Genomic DNA, 15,575 nt, shown 5'->3' on the forward strand with positions numbered 1-15,575 from the left:
AAACTGAAAAGTTTAATCAGCCTTTGCCATGTAATCCAGTGTTAAATTGGTCAGCAATTTAACACCCAGCTTCATGCCCTTGTCATCGACGTAGAAATCCGGTGTGTGGTGAGCAGGAGAATCCGCTTCCGGCACATCAAGAGGCTTACCGCCAACCCAGAGGAAAAGACCGGGGATCTGTTCCTGATAGAACGAGAAGTCTTCTGCGCCGGTTACTGCTTTGGCCAGGACCGCGCCGTCTTTTCCGGCAGTACGCTGCAGCGTCGGCAACATGTCCATCGTCAGTTCAGGATCGTTATAAGTAATGGGATAACTGTAATCCAGTGGCAGGGTCAGTTCAGCTTCAGCGCCCATGCTGTCAGCGATACCTTTAACCTTACGCTCCATCGCTTCATAAACATGTTCACGGGCAGCTTTGTCTAATGTACGGATAGTACCGACCAGCTCCACTTCACGGGGAATAATATTCGAGCGGTTACCACCATGAATGGCACCCACTGTCACTACAGCAGCATCATCAATCAGCTTGATTTCACGGGACACGATGGTTTGCAGTGACATAACCATTTGCGCCGCCGTTACAATGGGATCCACACTTTTCCAGGGATACGCACCGTGGGCCTGCTTACCGTGGATCACGATTTTGAACGGGTCAACTGCTGCCATAGCACCGCCCGGCTTGTAGCTGACTTTGTCGATGTCCAGATTCGAGCTGATATGCAGACCAAAAATCACGTCCACGTCAGGACTCTTCAACACGCCCTCTTTCACCATCACTTCAGCACCACCCAGTTCACCCGGAGGCGCACCTTCTTCAGCGGGCTGAAAAATGAATTTCACTTTACCGCGCAGCTCATCTTTCATTTCTGTCAGAATTTTTGCAGCGCCCATCAGCATGGCCATATGGGTGTCGTGACCGCAGGCGTGCATTACCGGTACTTCTTTACCGTTATACTCGCCTTTGGCTTTTGAACGCCATGGCAGTTCGTTCTCTTCCGGCACCGGCAGGCCGTCCATATCTGCCCGCAGCGCGACCACGGGTCCGGGCTTGCCACTGTCAAGCACAGCCACCACACCGGTTTTGGCAACACCGGTTTCAACCTCCAGTCCAAGAGATTTCAGGTACTTTGCAACGTATTTTGCCGTTTCAAATTCGCGGTTCGATAACTCAGGATTTTCGTGCAGATGGTGGCGCCATTTGATCACTTCAGGCTCGATTTTATCTGCCATCGCAGCCACATCAGTTTGTGCTTGTGAAAATGAAGAAAACGCCAGCATGACTGCGGCGGAGAGGAGTCGTGTGTGCATGTTAATATTCCTTATTATAAGAATATTTACCCTATCTGAATCTGCACCAATTTAAAATCAGTTTTACAACACTCCCGCCGGTATGCGGCTGAGACGGGACAAACAACAAACAATGCGGAATCAAAAACGGCGCCATACAGACGCCGTTTTTCGTATCCGGGAGGATTTAGCTCTTCTGACGCTTCATCGCATCAAAGAACTCATCATTGGTTTTCGTCATCGACAGTTTGTTGATGAGGAATTCCATGGCGTCAACTTCAGACATTTCGTGAACAATCTTACGCAGGATCCACATTTTCTGCAGTTCGTCCTGGCTGGTCAGCAGCTCTTCACGACGGGTACCTGAGCGGTTGAAGTCGATAGCAGGGAATACGCGTTTCTCTGCAATCTTACGGTTCAGGTGCAGTTCCATGTTACCTGTACCTTTAAACTCTTCGTAGATTACTTCGTCCATCTTAGAACCGGTATCAATCAGCGCTGTAGCGATGATGGTCAGGCTGCCGCCTTCCTCAACGTTACGTGCCGCACCGAAGAAACGCTTAGGTTTATGCAGAGCGTTAGCATCCACACCACCGGTCAGAACTTTACCGGACGAAGGAATAACGGTGTTGTATGCACGGGCCAGACGGGTGATAGAATCTAGGAGGATAACCACGTCTTTTTTGTGCTCAACCAGGCGCTTGGCTTTCTCGATAACCATTTCCGCAACCTGTACGTGACGGCTGGCCGGTTCATCGAAGGTTGATGCTACCACTTCACCACGAACCAGACGGTGCATCTCGGTCACTTCTTCCGGACGCTCGTCAATCAGCAGAACCATCAGTTCACACTCAGGGTGGTTTGCAGCAATAGACTGCGCGATGTTTTGCAGTAACAGGGTTTTACCGGCTTTAGGCGGTGCAACGATGAGACCACGCTGACCTCTGCCGATTGGCGACGCCAGGTCCAGAACACGGGCTGTAATATCTTCAGACGAACCATTACCCCGTTCCATACGCAAACGGTCGGCTGCATGCAGAGGAGTTAAGTTTTCGAAGAGGATTTTATTACGGGAGTTTTCTGGCTTGTCGAAGTTAACTTCGCGGATTTTCAGGAGGGCAAAGTAGCGTTCACTATCTTTGGGTGGTCTGATTTTTCCTGAAATCGTATCACCGGTGCGAAGATTGAAACGTCGAATCTGGCTGGGTGATACATAGATATCGTCGGGCCCGGCAAGATAAGAAGAATCTGCTGAGCGCAGGAAGCCAAAGCCGTCCTGCAAAATTTCGAGTACACCATCACCAAAAATGTCTTCACCGCCTTTGGCGTGATTTTTCAGGATTGAAAAGATGATGTCTTGTTTTCTGGCACGAGCCATGTTCTCCAGGCCCATCTGTTCGGCCAGGGCAACCAACTCGCTAATTGGTTTATTCTTCAGTTCGGTTAAATTCATACTGGTGGGTCTTTGTGCTTGGACTTCGCTTACGGGACGTTAGCCCCTAAATTAAAAAAATAGTTGGAATAGATGTTTGTCCGGGTCGGACTTAAGCAGAACGCTGCTCGGTTTGAGCATATATCCGAACGTTAGCACCTTAATTGAGGAGCGTCCACTTTTTTTGCCGCAATTGTTAAAAAAACTTTAATACCCGATATTTACTTTGCTCTAACCGGCACATACAGCAGCATCTGACAGACAATGTTGTCACACGTTCAATAATGCGAAGGTTTAAATTGTCAGCTTATATAAGTGATAGCGGTAATATGCTGTTATGTCCATTACCGGTTGTTGAGATGGATCAAATTGCAGAAGAACAGAGTATAAAAAAACCTGCCGGCAGACCGGCAGGTTTTTCTGATTCGGATGTTCCGTTAACGATTAAAGGTTTTCGTTCAGGAACTCTGTCAGTTGAGTTTTTGACAATGCGCCAACTTTTGTAGCGGCAACATTACCGTTTTTAAACAGCAGTAAAGTTGGGATGCCACGAATGCCATATTTTGGTGGCGTTTCATTATTTTCATCGACATTCAACTTACCAACTGTTAATTTGCCATCAAACTCGGTCGCAACTTCTTCGAGAATTGGTGCGATCATTTTACAAGGGCCACACCACTCGGCCCAGAAGTCAACCAGCACAGGACCAGCAGCATTGATAACATCTGCTTCAAATTTGTCGTCTGTTAACTTGATAATTTTGTCGCTCATTCTTTTCTCCAATATTTGGTCTGCTGCTGATTTGTCTCAGCTTTACCATTAGTGTTATAAGAAACCGTTTTTTAATGCAAGCACAGATAAGCTATAAGCTATGCAAACAACACATTTAACTGAAACACATTTTTCCGACTTGCCCATCAATACCAAAGTTGTTGAGGCATTGAAGTCTGCAAACTTCACTCATTGTACTCCAATCCAGGCACTTGCGTTGCCGCCCCTGCTAGAGGGACTGGATATCGCCGGTCAGGCACAAACCGGTACGGGCAAGACAATGGCATTTCTTGTCGCAACTTTCCACCATCTGTTGGAAAAAGCGCAAAATGACGCCAGTAGTCAATCCGGACCGCGCGCCATCATCATGGCACCTACCCGTGAACTTGCGGTTCAAATTTATAATGATGCCAAGCCGCTCAGCGAGCACACCGGACTGTCACTTGGTCTCATTTATGGGGGCGAAGGATACCAAAGTCAACGCGAATCGCTAGAAGAAGGGGTAGATATTATTATCGGTACGACAGGACGCATTCTTGATTACTACAAACAAGGTGTGTTCTCGCTGGATAATATTCAGGCAGCTGTACTCGATGAAGCGGATCGCATGTTCGATTTAGGCTTTATTAAAGATATCCGTTTCCTGTTCCGCAGAATGCCTGCTGCCACTGAACGCCTGAGCATGCTGTTCTCAGCAACGCTGAGCTACCGCGTACAGGAGCTGGCCTATGAGCACATGAACAACCCCACTCACGTGCAGGTTGAACCGGAACGCAAAACAGCCACCCGCGTGTCTGAAGAACTGTTCTACCCGTCAGATGAAGACAAAATGCTTCTTCTGCTTACCCTGCTGGAAGAAGAATGGCCGGATAAAGCCATTGTTTTCGCAAACACCAAGAGCGGTTGTGAGCGTGTAAACGACTGGCTGGCAGCAGATGGTCACCGTGTTGGCCTGTTAAGCGGCGATGTACCGCAGAAAAAGCGCCTGTCGATCCTTGAAGACTTCACCAGGAACAATCTCGATATACTGGTCGCCACTGACGTTGCCGCCCGTGGTCTGCACATTGATAAAGTGACCCACGTATTCAATTACGACCTGCCGGACGATGCGGAAGATTACGTTCACCGTATTGGTCGTACGGGCCGTGCCGGAGCCAGCGGTGCCGCTATCAGCTTCGCCTGTGAAAAGTACGCACAGAATCTGCCGGCGATTGAAGAATATATTCAGCATGCCATTCCTGTTACCGAATTTGACAGAACAGCATTACTGGATGATGTGACTGCACCGAAACCCCGTCGCCGGCGTACTCCGACTAACCGGAATTCATCCCGTCGTGGCAACAGTCGCCGTAACAGCAACAATAAGAAACCGTCAAACCAGTAAAATCTATGCAGCCAGAACTTCAACATGATGCGGTTGTTCACGGCGAGTATTACGCCGCCGTGGACCTGGGTTCCAACAGTTTCCACATGGTGGTAGTGCATGTCGTGAACGGCAGTGTGCAAATCATCGGTAAAGTGAAACAGAAAGTCAGGCTGGCTGCCGGTTTAAATGACGATATGGAACTGGATGAAGTCAGCATGGAGCGTGGCTGGCAGTGTTTACAGACATTCGCCGAACGCCTGCAGGACATTCCCCGTTCCAATGTAAAAGTGGTCGCTACCGCGACACTGCGTCTGGCAGTAAATGCCGCGGATTTCATCCACAAAGCAGAATCCATTCTGGGCCATAAGCTGGAAGTCATCAGCGGTGAAGAAGAAGCGCGGCAGATTTATCTCGGGGTTGCGTATACCTCCGCGAATCAGGGCAATTCCCTGGTGATTGATATCGGCGGCGCGAGCACCGAAATTATCATCGGCAATGACATGCACCCTATCCACCTGGTCAGTCTGGATATGGGCTGCGTCACGTTCATAGAACGGCACTTCCCTAAAGGCCAAATCACCCGGGCCAACTTCGATAAAGCACAGCAAAAAGCTAATGCCCTTCTGGACAGTGTGGCTGATACCTTCCTGTGTTTTGACTGGCATAACTGTCTGGGCGCATCAGGTACACCACAAGCCATCACAGAAATTCTGGTCGCACAGGGGATCAGCGATGCTATCCGCCTTGATTACCTGTATAAACTGCGTGATGAGTGTATCGCCTGTGGTCATATCGACAACCTGAACATCAAAGGTCTGGAAGAGTCCCGCAAGCCCATTTTCCCCAGCGGCCTGGCGATTCTGATCACCCTGTTCGAGCGCCTGAAAATCCGTGATATGAATATTTCCGGCGGCGCACTGCGGGAAGGACTGATTTACGGCATGCTGGATAACCTGCAGGAAAATGACCGCCGCAGCCAGACCCTGAATCATACTATGAAGCGGTATCACATCGACCGCCACCATGCTGAGTCAGTGCGGGGGCTGGCACTGCGCCTGTGTCACCAGTTATGCGCGCAAACCAGTTTGTGTCACCTTGATACTGAAGCCGTGCTGGGTGCAGCAGCAACCCTGCATGAAATCGGTCTGCATGTTGAGTTTAAAAAGCATCATGAGCATGGTGCTTACCTGCTGACGTATATCGATTTGCCCGGTTACACCAAATTACAACGTGTGGCGATACGGGACCTGGTAAAATGTCACCGCCTCGCAATCAAGTCAGACACTTTTACTCATTATCATGAAGAAGTAAGGCCCATGCTGGAAGGCTTGTTACGGGTGTTAAGGATTGCCGTTGTGTTGTGTCTGCGTCGTCAGAACAAACACATTCCGGAGGTAGAACTGAAAGTGGACGGTGATGACTGGACACTGATCCTGCCGCAAGGCTGGCTGGCGGCCCATCCGCTTATTAACGCTGAGCTGGCCAACGAAACCTGGTTACAACACCGGGCAGGCTGGAAACTGCACTGCCTGTGACTGGTATTTACCGGGCGAAGTAAAACCGGCCAGTATCAGGCCGGCAGTCTCAGATGTGTCAGCGGGCTGATAGACATTCAGCCCTTCAGTAACTGCGCAGCCTGCGGCGCAAAGTAAGTCAGAATGCCATCTGCACCGGCCCGCTTAAATGCAAGCAACGATTCCAGAATAACTTCATCTTCCTTCAACCAGCCATTAGCAAACGCCGCTTTGTGCATAGCGTATTCGCCACTTACCTGATAGGCAAAAGTCGGCACCTTCAGCTCTTCTTTACAACGACGGACAATATCCAGATACGGCATGCCGGGTTTCACCATGACCATGTCTGCGCCTTCCTGCAGATCCATGGCAATTTCGTGAATAGCTTCATCGCTGTTTGCAGGGTCCATCTGATAAGTTTTCTTGTTACCGCCTTTGATGTTCGCAGCAGAGCCCACAGCGTCCCTGAAAGGGCCATAATAGGCTGACGCATACTTGGCAGCATAAGCCATGATACAGGTATTGTGGTGGCCTTCAGCTTCAAGGGCATTGCGGATGGCACCAGTTCTGCCATCCATCATGTCCGACGGAGCCACAATGTCAGCGCCGGCTTCAGCATGCGACAGCGCCTGCTTTATCAGCGCATCCACGGTGATGTCATTTACCACATACCCGTCTTTATCGATGATGCCGTCCTGTCCGTGGGAAGTAAACGGATCCAGTGCCACATCAGACATCAGCATCAGTTGCGGATAAGCGTCCTTTAACGCACGCAGTGCCTGCTGTGCCAGTCCCTGCGGATTCCACGCTTCTTTCGCACAGTCAGTTTTCAGCTCCATAGGCGTAACCGGAAAAGGCGCCAGAGCGGGGATCCCAAGGTCGACCCACTTACCGGCTTCTTCCACGAGTAAATCCACAGATAAACGTTCGACGCCCGGCATGGAAGGCACAGCTTCCCGCTGGTTTTTGCCCGGCAGAACAAATACAGGGTAAATCAGATCTTTTACCGTGAGTACGTGCTCTGCGACCATATCCCGCAATGCGTCCTGACTTCTGAGGCGGCGCATTCTTTTTGCCGGGAAAGGTGAAAATGTCATGATGATTCTCCAGAAAAGATTTCCGCGACAACCTGATTCCGCCCGTTTTGCTTAGCGCGGTACAACAGGCTGTCTGCGTACTTCAGTAAATCGAGTTCGTGTGCTTCACGCTGAATAACGGCACATGCAACACCGGCGCTCATCGTCAGCTGAATAACCTGCCCGTCAATTTCAACCGGCGTCTGCTCAATCATTCTGCGCATGTATTCCACGACCTGTCGGGCACCCTCAATGTCAGTGTTAGGCAAAATAATGCCAAACTCTTCACCGCCATAGCGGCATACATCGTCTGATGAACGGCGTAACTGTGATTGCAGTAAACGGGCAATGTGACAAATACAGGCATCACCCGCTGCATGTCCGTACTCGTCATTAACCGACTTGAAGTGGTCGATGTCAATCATTGCGAGGCTAAGTTCAGTTTGTTCACGACGACTGCGCCGGCTCTCTGCCAGCAAGCGTTTGTCAAAGTGCCTACGGTTACGGATCCCTGTCAGTGAGTCGATGCTGTTGAGGCGCTCCAGTTCTTCATTGGCCTGTGATAATTCACGTAGTGCAATTTCCAGTTCCAGGGTACGTTCCTGCACCTTGTATTCCATTTCATCGGCATACTGACGCTGAATTTCCACCAAATCCTCCCGCGCCTGTGCAGATAACTTTTCCTGCTCAAGGGCTTTACGGGACGATTCAAAGGCGGTTTCTTTTTGCTGGCTGTATCCAATGGCGATAATAAACGTCAGCAGTAACGTTTCTACTGACGCCCCGAGCATCAGCAAATAATTGGACGGTATACTGGTGCTGAATACCCCCAGATTATCCAGGCTGGCAGATAAGCCGCTGACCAGCAAAATACTCCAGGCAAAAGAATAGTACCTGGCGATGGTGTGCCCCCGCATGGCAAGCCAGATACCGATGGCCAGGGTAAAAATAACCACCAGCCCCAGCATTACCAGAAACACTTTGATAAGCCATGCATAGGGCAGAAACAGACTGACAATGACATTTAACCCGAACAGGGCTGCCACCGCTTTCAGTGTTTTATCAATTTTCCGGCTATGGGAAGAAACTTCCAGTAAGGCGCGGGAAAACAGCATGGCGAACATAATGGCAGCATTGGCACAAATAGCGACGGCCCGTTGTTCAAACCAGCCCCACTGCGGCCACAAATACGCAAAGGCCTGACCGTTCAGAGTCGCCAGCGTCAGCGACAGCGAAATGACGTAAGCGGTGTAAAGTAAAAATGTTGCACTGCGGGTGGTCAGAAAGAAGAAAAAGTTGCTTACCCCGATGGCCAGCAGGAAACCGAAGAACGCCCCCATCAGGTGACTCAGGCTGGAGGTATATTCGATGAATTCTGTTTTATTCCACACACGCACAGGCAATCTTACTGCCCCTGATGTTTTCACTTTCAGCACCACATCCAGATGTGCGTAGCCCGCCGGGATGGTAAATAACATGGAGGGGTGACGTATATCCCACTCTGTAAACGACAACGCATCGCCGCCATAGAGAGTTGCTACCGGGCCGTGCTGTTCAGGCGTAAAAAAAGAGACTTCTATGTTGTCCAGCAGCGGATAAGCCACTTCGAGTAACGCTTCTTCAGATAAAAGCGCATCACGTCTGACAGAGAAATTAAACCAGTGTACACCGTCCTGCATACCCAGATTTACCGGGTTGCTCACAGGCGTCCAGTCTACAGCGGCTATTTCGGAATAACTTTGAATGGAAAAAGCAGATGCTGCTGAGGAAGTATAACGAATTTCAGAAATGCGCTGCTGTTGATCGTCGGCGCGGATGTAGGGTTGCACAACATAAAGAAACAAGGCAACAACGGCCAGCGTTATTGCGATCAGCCACTCATCGTACCGGCGGACCATCCCCGTGTTCAATTGCATTTATTATTCTACCTTGCAACTTTGAATACCCTGCAAGTATTAGCATAACTGTTTTGTGTCAACTCTTCATAACTTATTTCTGTCAAATCAGCCAAATACCTACCAATTGATGAGATAAAAGCAGGTTCATTATTTTTTGACTTCGGACGATGATTTTTCGGAAATAAATAAGGCGCATCGGTTTCGAGAATTAACCGGTTAAGGGGTAACTGCTTCACCGCTTCTCTTAAGTCTGCGCCACGTTTCTCATCACAGACCCAGCCGGTGATACCAATATACAGACCCCGGTCGAGATAGGCCTGCATGGCGTCAAGGTTTCCGGTAAAGCAATGGGCGATGCCACCGGCCAGTTGCCCTTCAACACTGTCCAGACAATCTAATTGCAGTGCGAAAGCATCACGTTCGTGAAGATAGACAGGCTTATTATGTTTAACGGCAATCGCCAGTTGCCGGCGAAAGACTGATTCCTGAACATCACGGGGGGAAAAGTCGCGGTTAAAATCGAGTCCGCACTCACCGACGGCAACAACACCCGGACAATCAAGGCGCTGTTCCAGACCGGTAAAGTCATCCTCTGTCATGACTTTAGCGTTATGCGGGTGACAACCGACGGTATAACAAAGGTGTTCAGGATAACGTTGATAAAGCGCCTGTGCATCATCCCACTCAGCGGGCTCAGTGGTGATCATGCAAAGTTTATCGACCCCTGCTTCTACAGCGCGGGCGATAACATCGTCGGGATTAAACCGGCGGTCAAGGAGGTTGACGCCGGCATCGAACCATTTCAACTTACTTGATCCGGCGTACGCCAATTCTGCCACTGGCACCGGATTTCTTCAGATAGAAAGCACCCAGTGCTCCACGCTCCACCAGTACGGTATCGCCTTTGCGGAACTTGTAGTTCACATCATCGGAAGTCTGACGCCAGACCATACCGCTATCCAGTGTAATAATGTAGTCACCCCGCGGGCTGGTCGACACATCCGTAATAGTACCGGACATATTTTCAGGCAGATTCTCTGCCGCCAGGCGCTGTGCTTCCAGACCAAAGTCATCTTCAGTAATTTGTGGCTTGCTGGCAGTGGCAACCGGCTGACGCTTTGGTTGCTCGCTGGCAATGTCATCAACAGACTTGCCTGCACCGGCATAGATGTTCATTGAACCGGCAACGGCGTCATAACAAATAAGACGTTTCAGGTCGTTTTTTTCGTTCTTACAAGCCTGCATGGCTTCAGTAACGGTTTCAGCCTGCGCCGTAAATGATAAAGCGCCAATGAGGGCCACACCGGCCAGTTTTATTTTTGATTTCATTATTATTCCTTACTTGTCATCTTCAGATCGTCTGTCCCGATCTGTCTGAGCTAAACTGACTCAGAGTCGGACGATTGCTCGTCCTCATCATCTTCTTTTTTACCTGCGTAAAATCCACCGACGATGACGCCCACTTCAAATAAGAACCACATTGGAATTGCCAGTAATGTCTGGGAAATAACATCCGGAGGTGTCAGCAGCATACCCAGTATGAAGGCACCGACCACCACGTAAGGACGTTTAGCCCGCAGCGTTGCTGCATCGGTCACGCCTGTCCAGCATAACAATATGATGGCAATCGGGATCTCAAATGACACCCCGAATGCGAAAAACAATTTAAGTACGAAGTTCAGATAACTGGAAATATCCGTACTGACGGTTACCCCTTCAGGCGCCACACTGTTAAAAAACGCAAAGGCAATAGGGAAAACCACGAAATAGGCAAACGCCATCCCCGCATAAAATAGCAGTGTGCTTGAGAGTAACAGCGGCGCGACCAGCTTTTTCTCATTCTTGTACAAGCCCGGCGCGACAAAGGCCCAGACCTGATAAAGCACATAGGGAATAGCAATGAAAAATGACAGCACCAGCGTAAGTTTAAACGGTGCAAAAAACGGTGATGCAACATCCGTTGCAATCATGGATGTGTTTTCCGGCATCGTGCTCAGCAAAGGCTCAGCCAGAAGGCGGTAAAGATCCTGAGCGAAATACGCCAGACACAAAAACACCAGCAGCACACTTGCCAGTGCGTGCAAGACACGGTTTCGCAGCTCAATCAGGTGCGAGATAAGAGAGTTAGCGTCAGACATTTACTTCTTTTTATAAGGTTCCTGCACGGACTTCGCGGCATCTTTGAGTTCATCGACGCTTTCTTTAAGTTCCGGCGCAATATCTTTGAGGCCCTGTTGCTCAGCCTTTTTCAGATTTTCATGCAATTCATGCACACGTAACTGGTGTTCCACTTCCTGCTTGAAGCCTGTTGCCATATTACGCACGCTGCGCACTGTTTTGATGGTGGAGCGCATTGCGCCGGGTAAACGTTCCGGCCCCAGCACAAGCAGTGCCAGCACTCCAATCACCAATAATTCCCAGAAGCCAATGTCAAACATCAGGATTTTTCTTTAACGTCTGCCTTGGACTCTGCTTCTACAGATTGCGCCTCGTTTTTGTTTTCAACGCGCTTTTCCTGTGAGAAATCAGCATCTGACTCTTCATCAGTTACTGCTTTCTTAAAACCTTTTACTGCACCACCAAGATCGGAGCCAATGCTCTTGAGTCGCTTGGTGCCAAACAGAAGAACAACAATCACTAAAACAATCAGCAATTGCCAGATACTAATTCCACCCATCAAAAAAATCTCCTTTACATCAAGACCCACAGTATGCCACCGCAATAAGAACCTTTCACGACATAATTTACAATTGTGAGGTGAACCGTTTCATCTTTACGTTTTTATACTTATTTAAACTTTTGACGAATGCCTGATTTCACTTCATGCTAAAAAACTGGATAGGAAGCCCGGGTCTGAAACCCTGAATTAATTTATGTCATGTATCGTGTTGTTACTGTGTGTTGCACTGCCCCGGCTGTCAGACGGAGACGTTGAGCGTCTTCCGGTTGAACAAAGCCAGCAGGCAGAAGCCGGTACAGATGAAAAACTCTGGTTCGATAACTGGCAACAGGAGCTAACCCGCTCCATGGACTACACCGCACGGCAGCTCGACAGCTTTTTTGCTCTGGAAGGCAGTGACGCTTACCGTGATGCCAGGGCCGAAGGCCGGGTGAGTCTGGGCTGGGAACCCAGAACGCGGGACCTCAGTGAAATGGATTTACGTTTCCGGATCCGGGTAAAACTACCGGCGCTGGAAGACCGTGTAGACCTGGTGCTCAGCGATAACGAAGATAACGACAATCAAAATACCATTAAAGCGGCAAGAGACCCGGTAGCCCGGAACCGTGATAACACAACCATCGCCCTGCGTTACCGTGCCAGTGACAATGCCAGAATGTCGTACCGTATCGGTACCGGCCGGCGGGGGCAAATTTATGCGAAAGCCCGTTTTCAGGATATGGCCCCGCTCTCCGATACAATCGCCCTGTTTTACGACGCTGAAACTTATTATTACAACCGCGACGGACTGGGTGCTGAAGTAGGAGCAACGTTTCAATACCTCAGCCACGATGACCACGTATTCCGCTTCAACAACCGTTATTACTACCGCGATGAACACGAAGACTGGTTGTGGCGGCACGAACTGCAATATCTGCAACCGCTGACTTCACATTCCGCTGCTATCTATACCCTGTTTACAGAAGGACTGACAAAACCGTCAAACGAGCTGAGTGAGGTGTACACCAGCTTCCGCTACCGGATGAATCCCACCCGTGACTGGCTGTTTTACGAAATTGAGCCGTTTGTTTTATGGCTGAAGGAAGAAGATTTTAAACCCTCGTACGGGCTGGCTTTACGGGTAGAAGTGTATTACGGCAAAGGGGCATAAAAAAACCGGTATCACAGGGCGATACCGGTTTTGTCGTTCATTTTACTACCGCTGATTTATGGTCTCAGCGCACGTTCACCGCGGGCTAATCCGCATACGCCGGTGCGGGATGATTCGATAATTTCTGCACATTCACCCATTGCAGATGCGAATGCATCCAGCTTGTCTGATGTACCTGTGATTTCAATGGTGTAATTGCTGCCGTTTACATCAACAATACTGCCACGGAAGATATCACTGGTGCGCTTCACTTCAGCGCGGATCTCTTCAGTCCGTGTAGCCACTTTAATCAACATCAGTTCACGTTCTACGTGGGTGCCGTCGGTTAAATCGACCACTTTAAGCACATCGATGAGTTTGTTCACCTGTTTGGTGATTTGCTCAATCACTTTATCATCACCGTGAGTGGTAATGGTCAGGCGAGACAAACTGGGGTCGTCTGTTGCGGCAACACACAGTGAATCAACGTTATATCCACGTTGTGAAAATACGCCCACGATACGTGACAGTGCGCCCGGCGCGTTTTCCATTAATACTGAAATAATTCTTCTCATCAGGTTCGCTCCGTTTTGCTCAGGCGCATGTCATCCATTGCACCGAATTTCACTTGCATTGGATAAACGTGTTCGTTCTGGTCTACAGCAATGTCCATGAATACCAGTCTGTCGGTATAGCTGAAACATTTTTCCATCGCGGCGTCGAGCTCATCGAGACGATCCACTTTGATACCTACATGGCCATAGGCCTCTGCCAGCTTCACAAAGTCAGGCATGGAGTCCATGTAAGAATGAGAGTGACGACCTTTATAAATCATATCCTGCCACTGACGTACCATGCCCAGCGCACGGTTGTTCAGAGAAATAATCTTCACCGGTAAGTTGTACTGCAAACAGGTAGACAGTTCCTGAATATTCATCTGAATACTGCCGTCACCGGTTACAACCACCGAGGTCGCTTCAGGGTGTGCGAACTGTACGCCCATCGCTGCCGGTAAACCAAAGCCCATGGTGCCCAGACCACCGGAATTGATCCACTGACGGGGCTTTTTATATGGATAGTACAAAGCAGCAAACATCTGGTGCTGCCCCACGTCAGAACTGACGTACGCATCACCGTTGGTGTGCTTGTACAAGGCTTCGATGACACGCTGAGGCTTAATTACCGTATCGCCCTGTTCGTACTTCAGACACTCACGGCCGCGCCACTGGGTGATTTGTTGCCACCAGTCGCTGAGCTTTTCTTTCTGGCCGGAGAAATCCACATCAGCCAGTTGCTCAAGGATCTGATCAAGCACTTTATCCACACTGCCAACAACCGGAATGTGCGCATTAATGGTTTTTGAAATCGATGCAGGGTCAATATCCACATGAATGATTTCAGCATGAGGACAAAACTTTGATACGTTGTTGGTAACGCGGTCATCAAAACGGGCACCCAGTGCAATAATGCAGTCTGAATTGTGCATGGTTTTGTTGGCTTCCAGCGTACCGTGCATACCCAGCATACCGACGAACTGTTCATGGGTACCCGGCATAGCGCCCAGCCCCATCAGCGTACAGGTTACCGGCGCATTCAGCTTCTCAGCCAGCTCAATAACTTTACCGGATGCCTCACAGGCAACGGCACCACCGCCCACGTACATCACCGGACGTTCTGCTTTAAGCATAGAAGCAACGGCTTTTTTGATTTGCTTCATATGACCCTTTTCAGTGGGGTTATACGAGCGCATAGCCACTGACTCAGGGAATACGTACGGATGGGAATCCTGAACGTTTACAATATCTTTTGGCAAATCAACCACTACCGGGCCCGGACGGCCGGAGTTGGCAATATAAAAGGCTTTGGCAATGGCTTCAGGAATATCAACAGCCCGTTTTACCAGAAAGCTGTGCTTAACAATGGGGCGGGAACAACCCACCATATCCGTTTCCTGGAATGCATCCTCACCAATGAGTGATGACATTACCTGACCGGACAATACCACCATAGGAATAGAGTCCATGTACGCAGTAGCAATACCGGTAATGGTATTGGTTGCGCCCGGACCAGAGGTGACGAGGACTGTGCCGGTTTTGCCAGTTGAACGTGCATAACCATCCGCCATATGGGCGGCCGCCTGTTCGTGACGTACGAGGACATGTTTGACATCATCCTGCGCAAACAGCGCATCGTAAATGTCTAAAACGGCACCACCGGGGTAACCGAACACATGTGTGACTCCCACATCTTTTAGCGCTTCAACCACCATGGCAGCGCCTGACATCATTTTCACAGTCAAATCTCCTGTATTATGGATTTGTTTCTCGTAACCTTATTAAAAATATATGCGGAATATACCGTAGCGCGGACTATAACGAAGGCATTAGAAAGATAAAACAAAAAAATGGCTAAAAGTGAGACA

General features: G+C 49.4%; 15 protein-coding genes. 3 read left to right on the top strand and 12 right to left on the bottom strand.

All coding sequences use genetic code 11. From position 1 onward, the window contains the following. Positions 1 to 12 precede the first annotated feature (12 nt). The 3 genes from DS731_RS18385 to trxA all read right to left on the bottom strand — a co-directional run bounded on the left by DS731_RS18385 (position 13) and on the right by trxA (position 3,490). Positions 13 to 1,308 carry an amidohydrolase gene (locus tag DS731_RS18385; RefSeq protein WP_119502689.1) on the bottom strand — a complete coding sequence of 432 codons (1,296 nt, stop codon included), beginning with the start codon at positions 1,306 to 1,308 and terminating at the stop codon, positions 13 to 15. Positions 1,309 to 1,474: 166 nt separating this feature from the next. Continuing rightward, the gene (gene rho / locus DS731_RS18390) at positions 1,475 to 2,740 is read right to left on the bottom strand and encodes a transcription termination factor Rho (RefSeq protein WP_119502690.1); all 1,266 of its coding nucleotides are present in this window, start codon (positions 2,738 to 2,740) and stop codon (positions 1,475 to 1,477) included. A gap of 423 nt (positions 2,741 to 3,163) precedes the next feature. Further along, entirely contained in the window at positions 3,164 to 3,490 is a 327-nt protein-coding gene (trxA, locus tag DS731_RS18395) for a thioredoxin TrxA (RefSeq protein WP_119502691.1), read from the bottom strand. A gap of 100 nt (positions 3,491 to 3,590) precedes the next feature. Between trxA and rhlB the strand changes: the two genes are divergently transcribed. Continuing rightward, positions 3,591 to 4,874, top strand: coding sequence for an ATP-dependent RNA helicase RhlB (rhlB, locus tag DS731_RS18400; protein ID WP_119502692.1), 1,284 nt, complete (start codon positions 3,591 to 3,593; stop codon positions 4,872 to 4,874). A 5-nt stretch (positions 4,875 to 4,879) separates the two neighbouring features. Continuing rightward, the gene (locus tag DS731_RS18405; RefSeq protein WP_119502693.1) at positions 4,880 to 6,391 is read left to right on the top strand and encodes a Ppx/GppA phosphatase family protein; all 1,512 of its coding nucleotides are present in this window, start codon (positions 4,880 to 4,882) and stop codon (positions 6,389 to 6,391) included. 77 nt (positions 6,392 to 6,468) lie between these two features. Here DS731_RS18405 and hemB read toward each other — a convergent pair whose 3' ends face one another. Genes hemB through tatA form a run of 7 tightly spaced genes read right to left on the bottom strand, consistent with a single transcriptional unit; the run spans position 6,469 to position 12,021 of the window. Then, positions 6,469 to 7,467 (bottom strand): porphobilinogen synthase, encoded by a 999-nt coding sequence (gene hemB, locus DS731_RS18410; RefSeq protein ID WP_119502694.1) that lies wholly within the window; start codon positions 7,465 to 7,467, stop codon positions 6,469 to 6,471. Continuing rightward, positions 7,464 to 9,362 (bottom strand): diguanylate cyclase, encoded by a 1,899-nt coding sequence (locus DS731_RS18415; RefSeq protein ID WP_119502695.1) that lies wholly within the window; start codon positions 9,360 to 9,362, stop codon positions 7,464 to 7,466. Before DS731_RS18415 ends, hemB begins: the two co-directional genes overlap by 4 nt. Before the next feature lie 8 nt (positions 9,363 to 9,370). Further along, positions 9,371 to 10,150 (bottom strand): TatD family hydrolase, encoded by a 780-nt coding sequence (locus tag DS731_RS18420; RefSeq protein WP_119502696.1) that lies wholly within the window; start codon positions 10,148 to 10,150, stop codon positions 9,371 to 9,373. A gap of 1 nt (position 10,151) precedes the next feature. After that, on the bottom strand, positions 10,152 to 10,673 hold the full coding sequence (locus DS731_RS18425) for a hypothetical protein (RefSeq protein ID WP_119502697.1): 522 nt from the start codon (positions 10,671 to 10,673) through the stop codon (positions 10,152 to 10,154). A gap of 50 nt (positions 10,674 to 10,723) precedes the next feature. After that, a complete protein-coding gene (gene tatC, locus DS731_RS18430; RefSeq protein WP_119502698.1) occupies positions 10,724 to 11,482 on the bottom strand; it encodes a twin-arginine translocase subunit TatC in 759 nt (252 codons plus the stop codon). Continuing rightward, positions 11,483 to 11,782 carry a Sec-independent protein translocase protein TatB gene (gene tatB / locus DS731_RS18435; protein ID WP_119502699.1) on the bottom strand — a complete coding sequence of 100 codons (300 nt, stop codon included), beginning with the start codon at positions 11,780 to 11,782 and terminating at the stop codon, positions 11,483 to 11,485. It abuts the gene before it with no gap. Further along, positions 11,782 to 12,021 (bottom strand): Sec-independent protein translocase subunit TatA, encoded by a 240-nt coding sequence (gene tatA / locus DS731_RS18440; protein WP_119502700.1) that lies wholly within the window; start codon positions 12,019 to 12,021, stop codon positions 11,782 to 11,784. Before tatA ends, tatB begins: the two co-directional genes overlap by 1 nt. A 196-nt stretch (positions 12,022 to 12,217) precedes the next feature. Here tatA and DS731_RS18445 point away from each other — a divergent pair, with 196 nt between their 5' ends. Beyond that, complete coding sequence (locus DS731_RS18445; protein WP_119502701.1) at positions 12,218 to 13,174, top strand: hypothetical protein; 957 nt, start codon at positions 12,218 to 12,220, stop codon at positions 13,172 to 13,174. A gap of 56 nt (positions 13,175 to 13,230) precedes the next feature. Here DS731_RS18445 and ilvN read toward each other — a convergent pair whose 3' ends face one another. Both ilvN and DS731_RS18455 read right to left on the bottom strand, forming a co-directional pair. Then, positions 13,231 to 13,728 carry an acetolactate synthase small subunit gene (gene ilvN, locus DS731_RS18450; protein WP_119502702.1) on the bottom strand — a complete coding sequence of 166 codons (498 nt, stop codon included), beginning with the start codon at positions 13,726 to 13,728 and terminating at the stop codon, positions 13,231 to 13,233. After that, entirely contained in the window at positions 13,728 to 15,446 is a 1,719-nt protein-coding gene (locus DS731_RS18455; RefSeq protein ID WP_119502703.1) for an acetolactate synthase 3 large subunit, read from the bottom strand. The genes ilvN and DS731_RS18455 overlap by 1 nt, the downstream gene beginning before the upstream one ends. Between the last annotated feature and the right edge of the window lie 129 nt (positions 15,447 to 15,575).

Origin of the sequence: Alteromonas sp. RKMC-009 (assembly GCF_003584565.2) — a bacterium.
Lineage (GTDB): Bacteria > Pseudomonadota > Gammaproteobacteria > Enterobacterales > Alteromonadaceae > Alteromonas.